Annotated in this window: 16 protein-coding genes; 8 read left to right on the top strand and 8 right to left on the bottom strand. The window is 67.1% G+C overall.

Going from position 1 to position 18871, the window contains the following annotated elements:
* Nucleotides 1–128 precede the first annotated feature (128 nt).
* Complete coding sequence (locus ACQPYR_RS10510; RefSeq protein WP_433630545.1) at nt 129–923, bottom strand: GTP-binding protein; 795 nt, start codon at nt 921–923, stop codon at nt 129–131.
* Nucleotides 924–1080: 157 nt separating this feature from the next.
* Here ACQPYR_RS10510 and ACQPYR_RS10505 point away from each other — a divergent pair, with 157 nt between their 5' ends.
* On the top strand, nt 1081–1503 hold the full coding sequence (locus tag ACQPYR_RS10505) for a Zn-ribbon domain-containing OB-fold protein (RefSeq protein WP_433635087.1): 423 nt from the start codon (nt 1081–1083) through the stop codon (nt 1501–1503).
* On the top strand, nt 1496–2698 hold the full coding sequence (locus tag ACQPYR_RS10500; protein WP_433630543.1) for a lipid-transfer protein: 1203 nt from the start codon (nt 1496–1498) through the stop codon (nt 2696–2698). The genes ACQPYR_RS10505 and ACQPYR_RS10500 overlap by 8 nt, the downstream gene beginning before the upstream one ends.
* Nucleotides 2699–2720: 22 nt before the next feature.
* Here ACQPYR_RS10500 and ACQPYR_RS10495 read toward each other — a convergent pair whose 3' ends face one another.
* On the bottom strand, nt 2721–3455 hold the full coding sequence (locus ACQPYR_RS10495) for a dienelactone hydrolase family protein (protein ID WP_433630540.1): 735 nt from the start codon (nt 3453–3455) through the stop codon (nt 2721–2723).
* Nucleotides 3456–3720: 265 nt separating this feature from the next.
* On the opposite strand from ACQPYR_RS10495, the gene ACQPYR_RS10490 reads away from it, so the two are divergent.
* On the top strand, nt 3721–4272 hold the full coding sequence (locus ACQPYR_RS10490) for a dihydrofolate reductase family protein (RefSeq protein ID WP_433630537.1): 552 nt from the start codon (nt 3721–3723) through the stop codon (nt 4270–4272).
* Nucleotides 4273–4313: 41 nt separating this feature from the next.
* On the opposite strand, the gene ACQPYR_RS10485 is transcribed toward ACQPYR_RS10490, so the two are convergent.
* The 3 genes from ACQPYR_RS10485 to ACQPYR_RS10475 all read right to left on the bottom strand — a co-directional run bounded on the left by ACQPYR_RS10485 (nt 4314) and on the right by ACQPYR_RS10475 (nt 8427).
* On the bottom strand, nt 4314–6290 hold the full coding sequence (locus ACQPYR_RS10485) for a protein kinase domain-containing protein (RefSeq protein WP_433630535.1): 1977 nt from the start codon (nt 6288–6290) through the stop codon (nt 4314–4316).
* A gap of 72 nt (nt 6291–6362) precedes the next feature.
* Nucleotides 6363–7016, bottom strand: coding sequence for a response regulator (locus tag ACQPYR_RS10480; RefSeq protein WP_433635086.1), 654 nt, complete (start codon nt 7014–7016; stop codon nt 6363–6365).
* A gap of 103 nt (nt 7017–7119) precedes the next feature.
* On the bottom strand, nt 7120–8427 hold the full coding sequence (locus tag ACQPYR_RS10475; protein WP_433630532.1) for a sensor histidine kinase: 1308 nt from the start codon (nt 8425–8427) through the stop codon (nt 7120–7122).
* A gap of 158 nt (nt 8428–8585) precedes the next feature.
* On the opposite strand from ACQPYR_RS10475, the gene ACQPYR_RS10470 reads away from it, so the two are divergent.
* The 3 genes from ACQPYR_RS10470 to ACQPYR_RS10460 all read left to right on the top strand — a co-directional run bounded on the left by ACQPYR_RS10470 (nt 8586) and on the right by ACQPYR_RS10460 (nt 12252).
* Complete coding sequence (locus ACQPYR_RS10470; protein WP_433630530.1) at nt 8586–8972, top strand: hypothetical protein; 387 nt, start codon at nt 8586–8588, stop codon at nt 8970–8972.
* 74 nt (nt 8973–9046) lie between these two features.
* The gene (locus tag ACQPYR_RS10465; protein ID WP_433630527.1) at nt 9047–9763 is read left to right on the top strand and encodes an ABC transporter ATP-binding protein; all 717 of its coding nucleotides are present in this window, start codon (nt 9047–9049) and stop codon (nt 9761–9763) included.
* Nucleotides 9760–12252 carry an FtsX-like permease family protein gene (locus ACQPYR_RS10460; protein WP_433630525.1) on the top strand — a complete coding sequence of 831 codons (2493 nt, stop codon included), beginning with the start codon at nt 9760–9762 and terminating at the stop codon, nt 12250–12252. The genes ACQPYR_RS10465 and ACQPYR_RS10460 overlap by 4 nt, the downstream gene beginning before the upstream one ends.
* Before the next feature lie 216 nt (nt 12253–12468).
* Here ACQPYR_RS10460 and ACQPYR_RS10455 read toward each other — a convergent pair whose 3' ends face one another.
* Nucleotides 12469–14700 carry a protein kinase domain-containing protein gene (locus tag ACQPYR_RS10455; protein ID WP_433630522.1) on the bottom strand — a complete coding sequence of 744 codons (2232 nt, stop codon included), beginning with the start codon at nt 14698–14700 and terminating at the stop codon, nt 12469–12471.
* A gap of 298 nt (nt 14701–14998) precedes the next feature.
* On the opposite strand from ACQPYR_RS10455, the gene ACQPYR_RS10450 reads away from it, so the two are divergent.
* Complete coding sequence (locus tag ACQPYR_RS10450; RefSeq protein ID WP_433630520.1) at nt 14999–15886, top strand: hypothetical protein; 888 nt, start codon at nt 14999–15001, stop codon at nt 15884–15886.
* Here ACQPYR_RS10450 and ACQPYR_RS10445 read toward each other — a convergent pair.
* Together ACQPYR_RS10445 and ACQPYR_RS10440 are read right to left on the bottom strand one after the other, a co-directional pair.
* Nucleotides 15883–16548 (bottom strand): response regulator, encoded by a 666-nt coding sequence (locus ACQPYR_RS10445; RefSeq protein ID WP_433630517.1) that lies wholly within the window; start codon nt 16546–16548, stop codon nt 15883–15885. The genes ACQPYR_RS10450 and ACQPYR_RS10445 overlap by 4 nt on opposite strands.
* 148 nt (nt 16549–16696) lie before the next feature.
* Nucleotides 16697–17929: a sensor histidine kinase gene (locus tag ACQPYR_RS10440; RefSeq protein ID WP_433630514.1), complete on the bottom strand. Its 1233-nt coding sequence runs from the start codon at nt 17927–17929 to the stop codon at nt 16697–16699.
* 169 nt (nt 17930–18098) lie between these two features.
* Here ACQPYR_RS10440 and ACQPYR_RS10435 point away from each other — a divergent pair, with 169 nt between their 5' ends.
* On the top strand, nt 18099–18848 hold the full coding sequence (locus tag ACQPYR_RS10435; protein ID WP_433630512.1) for a hypothetical protein: 750 nt from the start codon (nt 18099–18101) through the stop codon (nt 18846–18848).
* Nucleotides 18849–18871 lie beyond the last annotated feature (23 nt).

The following is an 18871-nucleotide window of genomic DNA, read 5'->3' as shown; positions in this document are numbered from 1 at the left end:
GGTTCAAAACCTCGAAGCGGACCCGAGCGTCGGGGTGCGTATATCGGCCGACCATCAAAATTAGCGGACCGCCGCGCATTCGGCAGGGCAGCGATCGCGGCACGAACACCGCTCTATGGCAGCGTCGGTCAATAGTCGAGGGCATGTTCCGGTTGACAGACGTGCATGGGAGACGGCAGATACCGGACGATGGCGTCCAGGAGCGGGGCGATGTCGTCACTCCATGGCGCCGCATCACACAGGACGGGCACGACGTCACCGATGCGTGTGAGGCAGCGGATGCGCTCGTGCAACTGTTCGGGTGGTGGGATCTCGCGCAGGCCGAGGACGGCGTCCAAATCTGCCGCATCCCGATCCATCACCGTGGCGACGAGGTTGCGGTACCACTGCTCGGCGACTTTCCAATGGCTGCCGTAGAATTCGACGGCCATCGGTTCGAGCGCCCACATCGGGACCAGATCGATGACGCCTTCGAAGTCGGTACCGATGCCGATAGGAATCTGCAGCGCCAACGGCACCGCCCCGCGCGTCTCGGTGATCGTGCGGACGCAGCGGTCGAAGTCGGCGGCGGCATGATCGAGTCCGGTCACCAGAGACAGCCGTGCGACCTGATGGTCGTCGGCAAGCCGCAGTATCGTCCCGAGTCGCGGGGTGCTCCTCACGGCGGCGTTCACGACCGCGATCACCCCGTCGGCTACCCGGATGGACCGCTCCAGATCCGCGATGGGCGCGTGGCTCGACAGCTCGGCGTTATGAATAGTGTGATCGACGCGGCCCGTCACCCAGTGGACCGTGGCCGCCGCGCCGGACCCGGTTCCGGCGAAACGGCGGAACAGGCGGTGGACGACCCGTTTCGTCTCGTCGGGGTCCCCAATGATCGTGACGTTGCGGATCGACTGCGGGTCAATGGCTTTGGTGCCCATCGGCGTTGTGGTACTCCAGGTCGACTCGAGGGTCGCGTCGCGTCCTCAATCCGCACTCACGGTACCTCCGCGCGTACATCGACGGAGCAGATTTCCGCCCCAAAATAGAACGTGTTCCTATAACGTCGGGTTTGTGCAGAAAGAACAACGCCCTGCGGTGGCAGATTGGTTCACTGCGGACGACGGCGCGGTACGTCTCGTGGGAACTCGCTGCAATGTGTGCGGCACACCGTATTTCCCGCGGAACACGCTGGCCTGCCGCAACCCGCGGTGTGCGAGTCCGAAGGACGGCTCCGAGCTGGTCGAGTACCTGTTCTCGAGGCGTGGCCGGATCTGGTCATACGCGGATGCCAGGTACAAGCCGCCCCCACCCTATGTCTCGCCCGATCCGTTCGAGCCGTATGTAGTCGCGGCGGTGGAGCTCGAGGTCGAGCAGATGGTGATTCTCGGGCAGGTCGTGCGCGGCCTCACGGTGGACGACCTGGCCGTCGGCATGCCGGTCGAACTGACCGTCGGAGTGCTGTACGAGGACGAGGACGCCGAGCACACGGTGTGGATGTGGAGGCCGGTCGATGCCTGACACGAATGATCGCGACATTGCCGTCCTCGGTGCGGGCATGCACCAGTGGGGCAAGTGGGGGCGCAATTTCGTCGAATACGGGCTGGTCGCGGCGCGCGCTGCGCTTGCCGATGCCGGGGTGGACCACCTCGACGTCGGCTACATCGCCGGTGCGGACACGATCCGCAACGGATACCCCGGTTTCGTATCCGGTGCGACATTCGCCCAGGCGTTGGGCTGGTCGGGTGCGCGGATCTCGAGCAGCTACGCCGCCTGTGCCTCCGGCGCGCAAGCCATCGCCAATGCGCGTGCCCAGATCCTGGCCGGGTTGACCGATGTAGCGCTGGTGGTCGGCGCGGATGCCGCCCCGAAGGGCTTCTTCCAGCCGGTCGGCGGTGAACGCCGCGACGATCCGGACTGGTTGCGCTTCCACCTGCTCGGTGCCACCAACCCCATCTATTTCGCGCTCTATGCCCGTCGCCGGATGGCGCTGCACGGTGCCACGCTCGACGATTTCGCCGCGGTCAAAGTGAAGAACGCCAAGCACGGCCTGAACAACCCGTACGCCCGCTACCGCAAGGAGGTTTCGGCCGAGGAGGTCGCGGGCTCGGCGATCGTCTCGGACCCGCTGCGGCTGCTCGACATCTGCGCGACCAGTGACGGCGGTGCGGCACTGGTGCTGACCTCGATGGAGTACGCCCGTCGCCACGGCGTCACCGACCCGGTCCGGATCCGGGCGCTGTCGACCGTCACGCCGACGTTCCCGAAAACCGTGCTCGACCTGCCGGATTTCGCGACGGACTCCGCCGTGGCCGTCGAGCCCCCGCCGCACGCCTTCCGTTCCGCCATCGCGCACGCCGCGTACGAGGAGGCCGGACTCGGCCCCTCCGACCTGTCCTTCGCGGAGGTCTACGACCTCTCGACCGCGCTGGAGTTGGACTGGTACGAGGACATCGGGCTCTGCGACACGGGCGGCGCCGAGGAACTGTTGCGCAGCGGCGCGACGACTTTGGGCGGACGTGTGCCGGTGAACCCCAGTGGTGGGCTGGCCTGCTTCGGTGAGGCGATCCCCGCACAGGCGATCGCTCAGATCTGCGAGCTCACTTGGCAACTGCGCGGCCAAGCCGACAGCCGCCAAGTGGAGAACGCCCGTGCAGGCATCGCGGTGAATCAGGGCCTCTTCGGCCACGGCTCGGCAATCATCGCCACCCGCTGAACCGGGGCCGATATCGCATCACTCACTTCAGGTGCCGGGCGAAGAACCGGTTCCCCTCCTCGCCCGCGTACTGTGGGACGCCGGTGTGTCCGCCCATATTGGCGTGCAACGTCTTCTCCTCGGAGCCGAAGGCGTCGAACAGGTCCAGGGCCATCTGCCGGTCGTTCCCCTCGTCGTCCCACTGCAGCAGGACATGCAGCGGAATGGTGACCTGCCCGGCCTCCTCGAGTATGGCGCGCGGCACGAAACTCCCGGCGAACAGAACCGCGGCCGCGATGCGCGGCTCGACCACCGCCAGCCGGGTGCCGATGGAGATCACCCCGCCCGAATACCCGACCGGCCCGCCGATCTCGGGCAGCGCGAGGAGGGCGTCCAGGGTGGCCCGCCATTCCGGGACAGCCTTGTCGACGAGCGGGAGGATGAGCCGGTCGACGATCTCGTCCTCGACCGGCCCGCCGGCCGCCAGTGCCCGGTGCAGGTCGGTGAGGGCCTGATCGGCGGCGGCCGAACGGGGCCGGTCACCGCTCCACGGGAGCTCGATGGTGGCCACGGCGTAACCCTGCGCCACCGCCTGCCGGGCCCTGGCCAGCAGTCTCGGGTACGCCTTGCGCAGCCCGACGGGAGGGGGGCTGACCAGGATAAGCGGCACCGGTTTGGATGCGGATCCGGCAGTCCAGAGGATGCCGGGGATCTCACCGAGGGTGAATTCGCGCTCGAGGATGTCGTCGTCGAGGCGCTGTTCGGTAATGAATTGCACGGTCGTGCCTTTCGGGAGTGCTGTTGAACGGCGCTCCCGGACGACCTATCGCCCGACCGTGACCCCGCAGGGGAGCACCCATGTCGATACTGCGTTCACGGGTACCACCTCCTCGTTGTCTTGCACGGCCTCCGGAAAAGTAGCAGTGGTCACCGTGGTCCGCCAACGGGTTTTTGTGGAGGCTCCGGGACCGGATGCCACGGAGCCACTCTTTTTGTCCGACGAGCGCCGATGAATTTCGAGCGCGTAGGAGGTCTAACCGGTCATGAGGAAACTGATCTACGGGTTGACCGTGTCCCTCGACGGCTACATCGAAGACCGCGACGGCAGCATCGACTGGACCAACCCGGACGATGAGCTGCACCAGTTCCACAACGACCGCTACCGCGAGATCGAGGTCTCGCTGCACGGCCGTCGCCTGTACGAGCTGATGGCCGAGTACTGGCCACACATAGCCGAGGACGCGCCGCGAATCGAGCGTGAATTCAGCAGGCTCTGGACGGAGAAGCCGAAGGTCGTCTTCTCCCGGACGCTCACCGAGGTCCACTGGAACAGCACGCTGATCAGCGAGAACGCGGTCGAGGAGGTGCGCAGGCTCAAGGCTGGAGGCGATGGCGTCATGGAGGTCGGTGGCGCGAGCCTCGCGGCCTCGCTGATGCCACACGGGCTCATCGACGAGTACCAGCTGTTCGTCTCGCCCGTGGTGCTCGGGGGCGGCACACCGCTGTTCCCATTGCTGGACAAGCGCATCCAGCTTCGATTGGCCGAGACGAGGCACTTCAACACCGTGGTGATGCTGCGCTATCTCGCCGACTGAGGTCCGTTCAACCGCAACAGCCGTGCGGTCACTTTCCGGTGTCAGTAGATGTAGACCACAGCGTTTTCACCGCCGGTGCAGGTCACCAATTGTCCCTCCGCGACGCAATTCATGGTGTAGGTCCGGCCGGTAACCGGACTGGCTGCCACTACCGAGCGCGATGAGCGCGAGACGTTCGTGGCGGCGGATTCGGCGTAGGCCTTGCGGACCGCTTCGGCGAAACCGCAGCTGGTGACCGCGGATCCGGTGGCCGACTGGGTGAAGCTGCCCGCGACGGGTTGACCGTTCGTGCAGTTCGTCGCGCCAGCGGGCAGGGTGACCGAGGTGGGTGCGGCCTTGGTGGTCGAGGTCGACGGCGATGTGGTCGAACCGCCTGCGGTGCCGATGGCGGCCGTCGTGGTCACCTGCGCACCTGCCTGCACAGTCGAATCCCCGGACTTGCTGGAGCCGAGCACTTGCCAGCCGATGGCACCGCCGACCGCAAGCACCACGATGACGAAGACGGTGACCATGATCGGCAGCATGACCGATCGATCCCGCTGATCCGGATCCGCGGCGGGATCCTGTGCGTAGTAATCGTTTTCGTAGTCGGGTTCGGCATAGCCCTGCGGCGAATACTCGGCCGGTTGCGGCGATGGCCGATAGGGGTTGGGCGCCGCATGGGCGGGACCGCGCGGCGGCTCGAATGGCGGTGTGCCGGAGAAGGGTTCCGGCAATGGGATCCGGCGCGTCTCCGGAGCGGACGAATCCTGTTGCGCACCATACTGTTCCGGATACTGCCGCGCCGGGTATCGAGCCTCCGGGTACCCCGCTTCGGGGTAATGCGATTCCGGATACCGCTGAGTCGGCGGAGCCGCCGGATCACCCGGGTAGCGCGGTGACGGCAAGTGCTGCGGAAACTCCGGCGGCGACTCCTCGTACAAATGCGCATCCGGAAACGGCCGCACCTGCCGGCCGACCCCGGGCGACCCGAACGGCGGACCCGCGGGCTGCTGCGGCGGCAACGGCGTGAACTGCAGATCGGCGGGCGAGACCACCGTCGGCCCGGTCGGATGGATCACCGCCGGAATCGTTCCCGTCGACTCCGCGGGCGAGGCCGGACTGCGGTGCACCACAGCCTGATCCGACGGTCCGCGCGACGGATCGGGCGGCCGCACGATCAAGGTCGGCGTATTCGCGGCGGGCGCGGTGCCGAGCGTGGCCCTGGCCGCGCGCGCGAGATCGGTCGCGGTCGGGAAGCGATCGGCGGCCTCCTTGGCCATGCCGCGGGCGATCACCTCGTCCATCGCCGCAGGGACGCCCGGTCGCTGCACGCTCGGTCGCGGCGGCGCCTCGGTGAGGTGCGACCGGATCAGTCCACTCATGCTCCCGGCCCGGAACGGTGTTGCTCCGGTGAGGCATTCGTGCAGTACACAGGCGAGTGAGTAGATATCGGCGCGACCGGTCACCCGTCCGGAATCGAATCGCTCCGGGGCCATGTAGGTGTAGGAACCGATGGCCATGCCCGCCTGGGTGACCGCGCTATCGCCGTCGATATGGGCGATGCCGAAATCGACCAGGTAGGCGAAATCCGCCTCGGTGACCAGGATATTGGCCGGCTTCACATCGCGGTGCACGAGACCGTCGGCGTGCGCGGCATCCAAACCGGCCGCGATCTGCTCGATGATGCCGATCGCGCGCTCGGCGCTCATCGGCCCCTGATTGCGCAGGATCTCGCGCAGATCGGTGCCGGGCACCAGCCGCATATCGATGAACAGCACACCGTCGATCACGCCCCAGTCGTGGATCGGGATGATGTGCGGTTCGGCCAGTCGCGCCGCCGCCTGTGATTCGCGACGGAAGCGCACCTGGTAGACCGGGTCCCTGGCGAGTTCGTCGGACAGCAGTTTGACCGCGACCACGCGGTCCTTCACCGTGTCGTACGCCTCGTAGACCTCGCCCATACCCCCTTTGCCGAGCAGCGCTCTGAGCTCATACGGCCCGAACCGACTGCCGACTCTCCATCCAGGTCCGTCCACCCCGTCATTCCTCCACATCCCGGGCAAAGATCGCCCATCACCAGCTCCGGGTATGCGCGATCCGGCTGCCCGTCAACCCGTGGATTGTCCTGGTGCGACCACCCCGTGGTCAAACGCAAACACGATCGCGGCGGCCCGATCCCGCAGCTCCAGTTTGCCGAATATATGTCCGACATGGCTCTTGACGGTGACTTCGGAGATGCCGAGGTCGCGTGCGATCTCGGCATTGACGTGCCCGCGCCCGATCAATTCGAGCACCTCGTACTCGCGTGCCGTGAGTTCGGAGAGTCGGCTGTCGTCGCGGGTGACGGCGGGTCGAACCGTCCGATATGCCGAGAGCACCCGACCGGTGACCGACGGGTCCAACCAGGCCCCGCCGACGGCGACTGTGCGGACGGCCCGGATGAGATCTTCGGCGGGCGAATCCTTCAGGATGAAGCCGGCCGCTCCGGCCCGCAATGCGCCGGAAAGCAGCTGGTCGTCGTCGAAGGTGGTGAGCACCAGCACCGGCGGCGCACCGTCGCGCGCACGCAGCATGCGGGTCGCGTCGATGCCGCCGACGCGCTTCATGCGCAGATCCATCAGCACGACATCGGGTCGGTTGGCCGCTATCGCGGCGGGTACCTCGTCGCCGTCGGCGCATTCGATGACCAGGAAACCGTCGCGCCGCCGCAGTATGCGCCGCAGCCCGCCGCGGACGAGTTCCTGATCGTCGACGACCAGCACGGTGACCGTCTCCTCGCCACCGGCCGCAGGCCCTGTCGTCACGCGCCCTCCCCCACCGCGCCGTCGCGCCGCATGTCACGCACCGCACTCGCGGCCCCATGGATCACGCGGGCAGTCCGCACGACATCGACCAGGCCCGCGCGCCGCTGAGCGGGAATTCGGCTCGCACCGTCCAGCCGTCGTCGTAGGGCCCGGTCTTGATGCGGCCACCGAGCAGTTCGGCACGCTGGCGCATACCGGACAATCCCATCCCGCCGCCCAGATCCGGCGGCAATCCCTTGGGCAGCGAATTGTTCACGATGAGCCGGGCCACCGACGAGTCCACTTCCAACAGCACGGTCGCGGTCGCGCCGGGCGCATGTTTGATCACATTGGCCAGGGACTCCTGGCCGATCCGATAGAGCGCGAGTCCGACCGCCGCCGACACCGCGGACAGATCCTCGGTACGGGTATAGCGAACATCCAATCCGGCCCCGGCGAAATCACCGACCAGATCATCGATATCGCGGATGCCGGGCTCCGGAACGAGTTTGGACGGCCGTGCGTCGAGCAGGCCGATGGTGCGGCGGATATCGGCCATGGCCTGCCTGCCGAGTCGCTCGGCGTCGACCAGTGCGTCCACCGCTTCGTCCACATCACGGTCGGTCTGCAGCGCGTGCCGGGCCGCGGTCAGATGCAGCAGGGTGATGCTCAGCGAATGCGCGATGACATCGTGCACCTCGCGCGCGATCCGGCTGCGCTCCGCGTCGGCGGCGCGTTCGGCCCGGATCTGCTGACTCTCGCGTTCCTGATAAAGGAATTTGCGCTGGTACTGCAGCATCACGCCGACCAGCCAGCCGAGAGCGATCCCGACGATGTACATCTGCAGGCCGGCCAACCGCTGACCCGACACACTCCATATCAGGTGACCGGCCGCGTCGAAGGCCATCAACTCGAGTACCGCGACCACCGCGAACAATGCGCTGAAGCGTTTTCGCACGATGGCCGCGACCTCGCCGACCATCACCACCAGGATGAACGGAGAAAGGTCGGACGACACCGGCTGGGTGAGCATGATCGCCGTCGCGACCAGGCCGGAGACCGCGAGCAGGATCGGGCTCGGCGTCACACCGAAGAAGCAGAACAGCGGCACCGAGACGAAGACCAGGACGAGCGCCAGAATCGGCAGCGCGGTCGGAAAATATTCGTGGCGCTGAATGACCGCGCCGACACCGACCACAAGCAGAGCCGCATCGGCGCTGATCATCACCGAGGGTGGATAGTCGAACGGCAGCTCTTCGAGATTGCGGCGCAAAACCGCGACCGGGTTGCGCACGAAAGCCACGAACCGATCCCGGACGCGCCCACTCTCGCGGAACGGTATCGCCGGTTGGGCGCCCGCCGACGATGCAATGGCGTGGGTCACATCCATCCTGTAAGGCTAACCGCCAGGTCGGGGCCGCTGCATCGTGCTCGGAGCGGGCCGCGGCTCCTACCGCGGTAGGAGATCGATTCGCGTCCCTGGCACGAAGACACCGTATTTCGTCGTCCGTAGCGTGAGATCTACCAAATCACGGAAGGGCATATGCGATGTCCGATCATTTCGAGCGACCTGCAAGCAATCGCTACGGCGATCATTCCGAGCGACACAGTCACAACGGATGGGAAGATCACCACCGCCGAACCGAGATCGTGCACACCGTGCTCACCCGCGCGGCCATCGATCCGGCCAGCCCCGACCTGTTCGCGGAGATCCCGGAACTGGACCGGCTGTTCGGCGGACCGGAGGGTCTCTTGCTCGCGTTGCGATATCGGTGGAATATCCATCTCGACGCGAAATTGGACCAGGCGCTGGTGCAGGGCCAATCTACGGTCGAGGCCTATCTCGAACTCGCCGCCGAACAACCGGTCCTGCGCGCCGTGCTCGACGCACAGTATCGCCGCCGAGTTGAGGCGGCCGAGGCGATGGCGCGATAACGCGCAGGTGCGACACTGCGGTGCGCCACAATCGTCCAAGATCGAATAGTTGAGAAAGAGGGTGGGGGACCGCCATGTCGGACCAGGCCATGCTGGAACTGACCGATATCACCAAGGAATATCGCGTCGGCGAACAGACGGTGCGCGCACTGGACGGCATCAGCCTGCGTATCGAATCCGGTGAATTCACCTCGATCATCGGGCCGTCCGGCTCGGGTAAGAGCACGCTGTTGCATCTGCTCGGCGCACTCGATACCCCCGACTCCGGGTCGATCCGCTTTCGGGGTGCGGAGATCGGCGGCCTCGACGACGAGCGGCAGTCCGAATTCCGCCGCCACCGCGTCGGTTTCATCTTCCAGTTCTTCAATCTGCTGCCGACCCTCACCGCCTGGGAAAATGTCGCCATTCCGAAGCTGTTGGACGGCACCGGATTGCGCAAGGCCAAACCGCGCGCGCTGGAACTGCTCGACCTGGTCGGGCTCAGTGAACGCGCCACCCACCGGCCCGCCGAATTGTCCGGCGGTCAGATGCAGCGCGTCGCGGTGGCGCGGGCATTGATCATGGATCCGCCGCTGATCCTGGCCGACGAACCGACCGGCAATCTGGATTCCAAGACCGGTGCGTCCATCCTGAAACTGCTCGGCGATATTGCGGGCAACGGAAATTCGGTGGTGATGGTGACCCACGATATGGGCGCTGTCGAATACTGCGACCGGGTGATCACGTTGCGCGACGGGCAGATCGGCTCCAATGACAAGGTCGACATCGCCGCCCGGACGGTGCGCGCGTGATCGGCGCGGCATGGGATCGGCTGCGGCTGTTCAATATCGGTGAACTGCTCGCCCACCGCGGCCGCACCCTCATGTCACTGGCGGTGCTGTCCATTTCGGCATCGCTGCTGGTCGCGGTGTTCAGCATCGCCGGTTCGGTCACCGGTTCGGTGGACCGGCTCACCCGCAGTCTCGGCGGCAATGCCGTATTGGAGGTCACCGGGATCACCGACGCGGGCTTCGATCAGCGGGAACTGCAACGCATCGCGACCACCCCCGGCGTCGACAAGGCAGTGCCGATGTTGCGCGCGCAGGTCGGATCGGGCGCCGATAAGGCGCTGCTGATCGGCGCCGACACCAGCATCACCGCACTAGGCAGCGATCTGGGCGGGCCGATGGCCGCGCAGGCGAGCAAATTGCTCACCGTGCCCAACGGTGTCCTTGTCGGATCCGGGATGGGGCGCGCCGAGGGCGAACACTTCCCACTCGGTTCTGGAACCGTCACTGTCGCAGCGGTTCTCGATAAAAAGACCTCGAAGCAGCTCAACGGTGGCCACATCATTGCCGCACCGCTAGGGCTCGCGCAGAAACTCACCGACCGCGTCGGGCGGCTGGACTCGATCCAGATCATCGCGGCCGACGGCACCGATGTCGACCAGTTGCGCGAGACGCTGACCAAGGTGGTCGACGGACGCGCCGTGGTCGCCGATCCAGCGCTGCGCACCGCACAGGCCGGTGGCGCCATCCAGATCGTGCGGTACTCGACGCTCATGGCCTCGGCGGCCGCTCTGATCGTCTCGGCATTCCTGATCTACAACGCGATGAGTATGGCGGTCGCCCAGCGCAGGCCGGTGTTGTCCATGCTGCGGGCGATCGGCGGCAAACGCGGGCCGATGGTGCGCGATCTGCTGGTCGAGGCGGCGCTGCTCGGCGTACTCGGCGGGTTGGGTGGCGCGGTGGTCGGCGCCGCCATGGGTGGCGTCGCGATCGGCAAACTTCCCACCGCCATCATGCAATCGGTGGAGGCGCGCACCGAATACATGGTGCCCGGGTACGCGATTCCGGTGGCGATCGGCGCCTGCGTGGTGGCCAGTGTGCTGGCGGCTGCCATCGCGGCGCGCCAGGTGTACAAGGTCGAACCGATCGAGGCGCTGGCGCCGGTGGGGGTGGCGCGCACCGATACCACGAGTGCGGCACTGCGCTGGACCTCGATCGTGCTCGGCGTCGGCCTCATCGTCGGCGCGATCGTCATTGCCGAGGCCGATCTGGGCCGCATATCGCTGGCGTCGATCTCGATGTCGTTCGCCGGGGCGGTGACGCTGTGCTTCGCCGCTACCGGACCGATCGTGCGGGCCGCCGCGGCGATCGCCGGACGCTTCGGCGCACCGGGCACGCTCGGGGCCACCACCCTCGAACGCGCACCGCGGCGGGTGTGGGCCACCGCGATGACGGTGATGATCGGCGTATCCGCCACCGTCGCGATGGGCGGGGGCTCGCGCAATATGGTCGATTCGGCCACCGCCTCCTTCGCGGGCTTCAACGACACCGATCTGTTCGTCAGCACCAGCTCGATGGAGCAGTTTCCGACGGGGCCGTTGCTGCCCAATGGATTACGCGAGAAGATCGCCGAGGTGCCCGGTGTCAGGGAGGTCGGGCCCGCACAGATGGCCTTCGCCACCCTCGGCACCGGGCGGGTGATGTTGCAGGGATATCCGAGCGAGGCGGACGAATCCGAGACCGGCTCGGTGAGTCGAGAAGTCATGGCCCACTTGGCCACCGGGAACGGGGTGGCGATATCTCGCGATGTCGCGCGATCGCTCGGCGTCGGCGCCGGGGCCGAATTGACCCTGCCGACCCCGACCGGCAACCACACCGTGCGGGTGCTGGACGTGATTCCGTATATCTCGGCCATCTCGGGTGTGGTCGTGATGAATCTCGACCAGCTGCGCGCGTGGTATCAGCGACCGGGTGAAACCGTACTAGCGGTGCATTTCCAACCGGGCGTGGACAAGTCGGCGGTGCAGGCCGCCGTGCGGCGCGTGGTACCCGCCGATATCCACGTCGACACCGGCGCGCAAGCGGTCGTCGCCATCTCCTCCAGCCTGCGGCAGGGCTCGGCGATCAGCTACGCGATCTTGTGGATCGTGGTGTTGGTGGCCACCGTGGCACTGCTGAACACCCTGATGCTCTCGGTCCTGGAACGCCGCCGCGAACTCGGCGTACTGCGGGCCATGGGCACCAGCCGCAAATTCTTGCTGCGCTCGGTGCTCGCCGAGGCCGTCGGCATCGGATTCATCGGCGCGGCAATAGGTCTCGCAGCCGGCGCGGCGATCCAATATCTGGCCACCGTCGCCGTCGGGCACGCGCTGACAATCGACATCGCGTACCAGCCGAGCCCGATGCTGCTGGTGTACGGCACCGCCGCACTCGCATTGGCGCTACTCGGATCGATTCCGCCCGCGTTGCGTGCGGCACGCATGCCGATCGTGGAGGCGTTGGCGGTCGACTGAATCCGATCGGCCTTCCGCATGGCGTGCGGCGGCCCGGTCGGCTTGTTCGGCAAGCGGTACGGCCGTGCAGAGCACCGCGATGGTGAGCGGGCACGCAAATGCACTCAGCTCGAGTCAGTTGCGGGGGTCCGGGCGGCACCAGGTGGATCGGTTGCGAGTGGCGCGGCCAACATCCAGACTTCCGAGCCGACACCAGTTCAACTGTCCTGCAGGTGATTACAGCGGTGCTGCGTCCCACCACGCGGTGAGTGCGTCCTGGGCCGTAGGGTTCGGTGGCACGGTTTGCACTCCTCCGGCGGTGCCGTGGTTACTCACGTACACCAGGAAATTCGAGCGGACCGGGTCGGATTCGAAGCTCACTACCAGTTTGGCGGTGTGGTAGAAGGGCTGGAGGGGGCCGGGTGGGTCTTCCACGACCCAGCGGTGAGTGTTGACCGGGATTCCGCTTTTCTTGCCCGCCGTTGCGACATTGGCGGGCAGTGCCTGGACCACGGCTCGGGCGTCTGCGGCGGAGGCGTATTCGAGAATGGTGTAGCTCATCTGCGTGGTGGCCTGGGTTTCGCGATGGCATTCCCACGCGGTGACCCAGGGACTCGATCTCAAGGGTTCGTCCTCGATCCCCAGCGGCTCCCCGGCCGCCGATGCCATGCAGCGCGCGTCTTGATAGGCCTCGCCGAAATCGTCCTTGCCCTGCGGCACCAGATTCGGAAAAAGCCTGCGGCTCTTGGCAAGTACATCGGACGGAGCGGCCGCCGTCGTGACGGTGACGGGCGGCGGCACGGCGGCATCGGGCGGGCCTTCCGACTCCCAGCCGACGACCACGAGCGTGCCCATTACCGCGATCACCGCGACCACGATGCCGACGGCGATCCAGCCGACCAGCACGGCCGTACTCCGGCCATGGTCCGCAGTCGGTTGCGCGCCAACGGCATTCGGCTCGAAGGGGGATGGCGTCGCGCCAGGCGGCATCGCAGACGGCGGCTGTTGCGGCGGCTGACCCGGTATCGGTGGTCCCTGAGTCGGCTGGCCCGGAATCGGTGCGCCCTGCACCGCTGGAGCCTGCACAGGTTGGCCCTGTACCGGCACGCCCGGCATGGGCTGGCCCTGCGCCGGTTGCCCCTGGGCGCCCTGCTGAGGCGGAGCCGCCTGCTGCGATGCCGCCGGATATGCCGCCGCTTGCGCTGCCCCCGGCTGAGGTGGAGCCGCCGGATAGGCCGCAGCCTGCGGTGCACCCTGCGCCGGTGGCACACCCGGCTGCGCAGGCGCCAACGAGTACCCCGCGGCCTGCGGTGTCCCCTGCGCCGGTGGCCCCTGCGTCGTCGGTGCACCCGGTTGCGGCGCCGCGTGCTGCGCAGGGTAACCCGCGGCCTGCGGCACCCCCGGCGCCATCGGTTGCGGTAGCGGTGGATAGGCCTGCGGCGCAGCACCATATCCAGCGGGCCCGACCGCCTGCGTGGACTGCGCGAAGCCCCCCTGATCAGCGGGCACACCGAATCCCGGTGCGGGCGGCGCGGATCCGACGGCCTGTCCCGGATACACGGGTGGGAAGCCGGGATTCACCTGCACGGTGGCGACCGGCGGCGCGGTCAATGCCTTGCGGGCCGCGGCGGCGAACTCGACACATGTCGCGTACCGATGTTCGGGACGTTTGGCCATCGCCTTGGCGAGCACGCCGTCCAGCGCGGGATTCAAACCCTGGCGTCGGGTCGCCAATGGCGCGGCGACATGCTGCAGATGCCCGCGGATGATGTCGTTCGGATCGGGCGCGTCGAATGGCGCCATGCCGGTGAACAGCCAGTACAGCGCGCACGCCAACGAGTACTGATCGGTGCGGTTGTCCAGCTTGGCGCCGGTCATCTGCTCCGGCGAGGCATAGGACAGGGTCGCGCTGAACATGCCGGTCTGGGTCAAGTGCGTGGAGTCCTCACGCAACCGGGCGATGCCGAAGTCGGTCAGGAATACCCGCTCGCCCTGCCCACCGGTGGAACGAGCCAGCAAGAAGTTGGCGGGCTTCACATCCCGATGCAGCACACCCATGCCGTGGGCGTAATCCAGTGCCGCCGCGACACCCTCGATGATCTGCACCGCCCGCTCCGGCGGCAGTGTCATCGGGTCGACGGTCGCCGCGTCGACACCGTCGATGTACTGCATGGAGATCCAGAGCTGATTGTCCTCGGAGCCGCGGTCGTAGACGGCGACGATATTCGGGTGGTCCAGATGCGCCGCCAGATCGGCCTCCCGATCGAAGCGCGCACGCACCTCGGCGTCGGTGAACAACTCCCGATTCAGCAATTTCAGCGCCGTCTGCTTACCGAGGCGGGGGTGTCTGGCCAGGTATACCGAGCCCATGCCCCCCTGGCCGAGCAGCCGCTCCACGGTGAACCCGGCGAACACCTCACCGCTGTTCAGCAACGCGACCCCCTTCAGGTGACTGCGGCCCTCGGACATCGGTCGTCCGAGCGCGTAAGCCGATCTTTTCGAGCGACCTGCAAGCAGTCGCTACGGCGGTTGTGAGCCTACCGGGTAGCCCCTTGGCCACGCCGTTTCGAATTCTCCGGGAAAATCGGCGAAACTATCAACAGGGCGTCAGCACCGGGTCGGCTCCTTGCACGACTCGGTGCTGATTGCGCGACGTCCGGTCACCGACCGGGCGGGTGTGACGAGGATGTTTTTCGCACCGCCGATGGAACAACGGGTGTCAGGTTGTGGTGGTGCGGAGAACGCGGCGGTGAGGTCTACAAGAACGATGGTGAATTATCGGGTGGCGCTGCGCGGCGCGGCACTCACGGTTTTGGTCACGCTCACCTCCTGTTCCCTCTTACCCAGCACCCACGACGCACCCGCGGAGCCGACGCTACCCGTCGAACGGCCCGGATCCTGGCATCCCGGCTGGTCGATCTCGCGGCCCGATTCGCTGGCCGCCGATTTCACCCAACTGCAGCCGAATCTGTCGGGGCAGGTCGGGATGGCCATCATGCCGGTCGGCGGCGGCCGGATGACCATCTTCGGCGACTGGACCAGCGGCATCGCCTGGTCCACCATCAAGGTGCCGCTGGCCATCGCCGCGCTGCGGCACGACCCGACCGGCGTCGTCGAATACGCGCACGAGGCGATCACCGTCTCGGATAACGATGCGGCCGAAGCACTCTGGGAGTCACTCGGTGACGGCGAAGAGGCCGCGCGGGCCGTTCAGGAGGTCCTCGACGAGGCAGGCGACGCGCTGACCAATGTGTACGGACCGAAGACCAGCATGGACTACATCGCATTCGGCGCGACCGAATGGACGCTGGCCAATCAGGTGCGCTTCGCCTCGCAGCTGCCGTGCCTGCCCGAGTCCACCACCGTGCTCGAGTTGATGGAACAAATCACGCCGGAACAGCGCTGGGGCCTTGGCACCATCGAGGGCACCGAATTCAAGGGCGGCTGGGGGCCCGACGACGAAACCGGCGTCTACACGGTCCGTCAGTTCGGCATCGTGCCGACCCGATCCGGCGGTGTCGCGGTCGCGCTTGCGGCACAGGCGGATTCGGGCACCTTCGAGGATGCGACCGCCCTGCTCGATCGGCTGGCCCGACTGCTGTCGCGACACCTCGACGATCTCAACGGCGGTAAGTGCCAGCAGCAGCCGCGCTAGCCAGGGGTGACCAGACCGGATTCGTAGGCGAGTACGACCGCCTGCGCGCGGTCGCGCAGATTCAACTTCGAAAACACCTTGGAGACATGGGTTTTCACGGTTTGCTCGGCGACGAACAGCGCGGTGGCGATCTCGGTATTGGACATGCCCTTGGCGATCAACTCCAGCACCTCGCGTTCACGCGGAGTCAGTGACGCCAGCGCGGGTGTGGCTTTGACGCGGCTCGCGCTACGGCGGCGGGTGACGTCGGCGATCAGTCGGCGGGTGACCGTCGGGGCGAGCAGGGCTTGGCCGTCGGCGACCACGCGGACCGCGCGCACCAACTCCTCGGCGGGCGCGTCCTTGAGCAGGAATCCGCTGGCGCCGATGCTCAACGCCTCGTAGACGTAATCGTCGATATCGAAGGTGGTCAGCATGAGGACCCGCACCGGCGGGTCGAAGCCGGCGGCGAGGATGGCGCGCGCGGCGTCGAGGCCGTTCATCTCCGGCATGCGCACATCCATCAGCACCACATCCGGGCGCAGCCGCTTGGCCTCGGCGACGGCGACCTTGCCGTCCGGAGCGTCACCGACCACGCTGATATCGGATTGGGCGGCGAGCAAGGCGCCGAAACCCTGACGCACCATGGCCTGGTCGTCGGCGATCAGAACAGTAATTGCCACCAACAGAGCCTATCCGCCCACTCAGGCCGGACAAGTTGGGTACCACCTGCGTCACCTTCAGGTGCGCGGCAAGTTCGGGCGACCGGGCGTGTCGGCTGTGTCGATTCGAAATCAATTGCCCGGTAGGCATTCTCAGGGTGCAGTATGCTCAAATGTCTTCGGCAGCAGTAACCGTGGCGATCATCGTCGGGTCGAGAGCCGACCCGGACGCCGCAGCGATCGGCAGCCGGGCTCGCACCTCGAAACCGCCGTCCGCACGCGGACCCGCCGATACCTCGCCGCCGACCGCGAGCGCACGCGCCCGCATGCCCGCGATGCCGTGACCGCCGTTGCCGACCGGTCGGGCGACAGTAGCGCTCAGGGCGTTGCCGACGCTCAGCTGCAGTGCGTCGGCGCCGACCACGATCGCTACTTGCACCGGTGCGCCCGGGGCGTGCCGGGAGGCGTTGGACAGCGACTCCTGGACGATCCGGTACAGCGCGAGGCCGACCGAATCCGGGACCGGATCCAGCAATCCGTCGACAGTCCAATCGATGCGCACCCCGGCGCGGCGGGCGCCCTCGAACAGGCCGAGCACCTCGGCGGCCTTCGGTTGCGGTGCGTGTTCGGGCAGTTGACCGTCACTGCGCAGCACACCGAGCATGCCGCGGATCTCGTTCAATGCCTCGCGGGCGGTCGCGCCGATGGATTCGAATTCCGCGCGAGCGGCGGGACTCACGCCCTCGACCCGATAGGGCGCGGTCTGGGCCTGCACCACGACGAGGGACATGTGGTGGGCGACGACATCGTGCAGGTCGCGGGCGATGCGGGCCTTCTCTTCCAGGATGGCGCGCCGGGCCCGCTCCAGTTCGTTCTCCTCCTCCTGGGCCAGCAACTGTTTGCGCGACTGCACCAGCCAGCGCACCAGCATCGCGAACAGCACGACGGCGGCGAAGGCGATCGGCCAGGCCCACGCGCCGCCGGAGATGTCACCGTCGCTGGTCATCGTGGTGGCCAGCAGCAGCGAGGTGGCACCCCAGGCGACCACGACGATCTGGACCGCCGCGCGCAGGGCCACCGCGAACAGCAGCGCGAACAGGCACAGGATGTGCACGACCTGGATCGGTATCTCATTGTCCGGCTGATTCGGGATGGCAAGGGCGATGAGCAGGGCCGAACCCGCGGATATCGCCCAGCCCAGCGCCGGGTTGAGCCGGATCAGCAGGATAGGGAAGGCGGCGAGTGCGGCGATGAACGGCTGCACCGCGACCGGCACGTGATGGGTGAGGTGCAGTGTCGGCCACGCGACGGCGTAGAAGATCACCGCGAGCAGCACGGTGAACGCGTCGAACCACATCCGCGCGTTCATCCCCTTGACCCAGCCACGACGTTTTTCCCTCATGGCTACGACAGTAGGAAGCCCGAGCGGTCCAGGTCCTCATACCCACGGGTGAATTCCGGTCCGATACCTGAGTAGGAGGACTCGCACGCACTCCCCCGGCGGCACGGGCCGGGAAACCGCTCCGCGGCGTGAGGTGGCGTAGCGGGATGGATTCCTACCGTCGAGCACCATGAGCACACCGACCATCGATGCCGGCGCCCGAACCCGATTCATCGCACGACGCTGTGCCGCACTCACAGCGGCCGCACTGACCACCATGGCGGCCACCATCATGCTGGCGCCCGCGGCGCATGCCGCCACCGTCGAGCGGCCGGTGGAGAATGCGTCGGCCGGTGCCGCGGTGATCGGCCTGACCTCGGGCGGGCCGGGGTCGATCGATGTGATTCCCGCCGATTTCGCGGAGCGGTTCGGGTATCGACCAGCTGTTGTGGATGGGCTGCTGGTGAATCCGGCTGGGGATTGCTCGTCGCCGGTGACGTTGCCCAGTGCGTTCGAGACCGCTTGCAAGGCACACGATTTGGGGTATGACCTGCTGCGCTATGCGGGCGCGCAGAATCAGCCGCTGGGCGGGTGGGCCAGGCAGGCGCTGGATGCGACGCTGGCCGTGCATATGCACGAGGCGTGCGCGGCTCGGGCGGACGGATTCTCGCGGGCTCGGTGCAATGCGATGGCGAGCATCGCGAATTCGTTCGTCGATCTGAATTCGCGGCGGCAGGACTATGGCGTGCCGGTTGTCGAATCCGGCTTCGGGGCGGACGGTTCCGGGAGCAGCGGGTGGATCGTCGGTGGCGGTCTGGTCGGGCTCGGGGCGGCCGGGTTCCTGCCGTCTGTCCGGCGGCGGCCGGCCGATGCGCGGGATCGACGTCGTTCCTCGGTACGACCTTCGAATCGCATTGCTGCTCTGGGGGTTCAGGCATGAGCACGCTCACCGCCGCCAGACCG

It is taken from the genome of Nocardia sp. CA-120079 (assembly GCF_050955745.1).
Lineage (GTDB): Bacteria > Actinomycetota > Actinomycetes > Mycobacteriales > Mycobacteriaceae > Nocardia.
The sequence above is the reverse complement of the archived record's forward strand: the minus strand, read 5'-3'. Positions and strand labels throughout refer to the sequence as shown.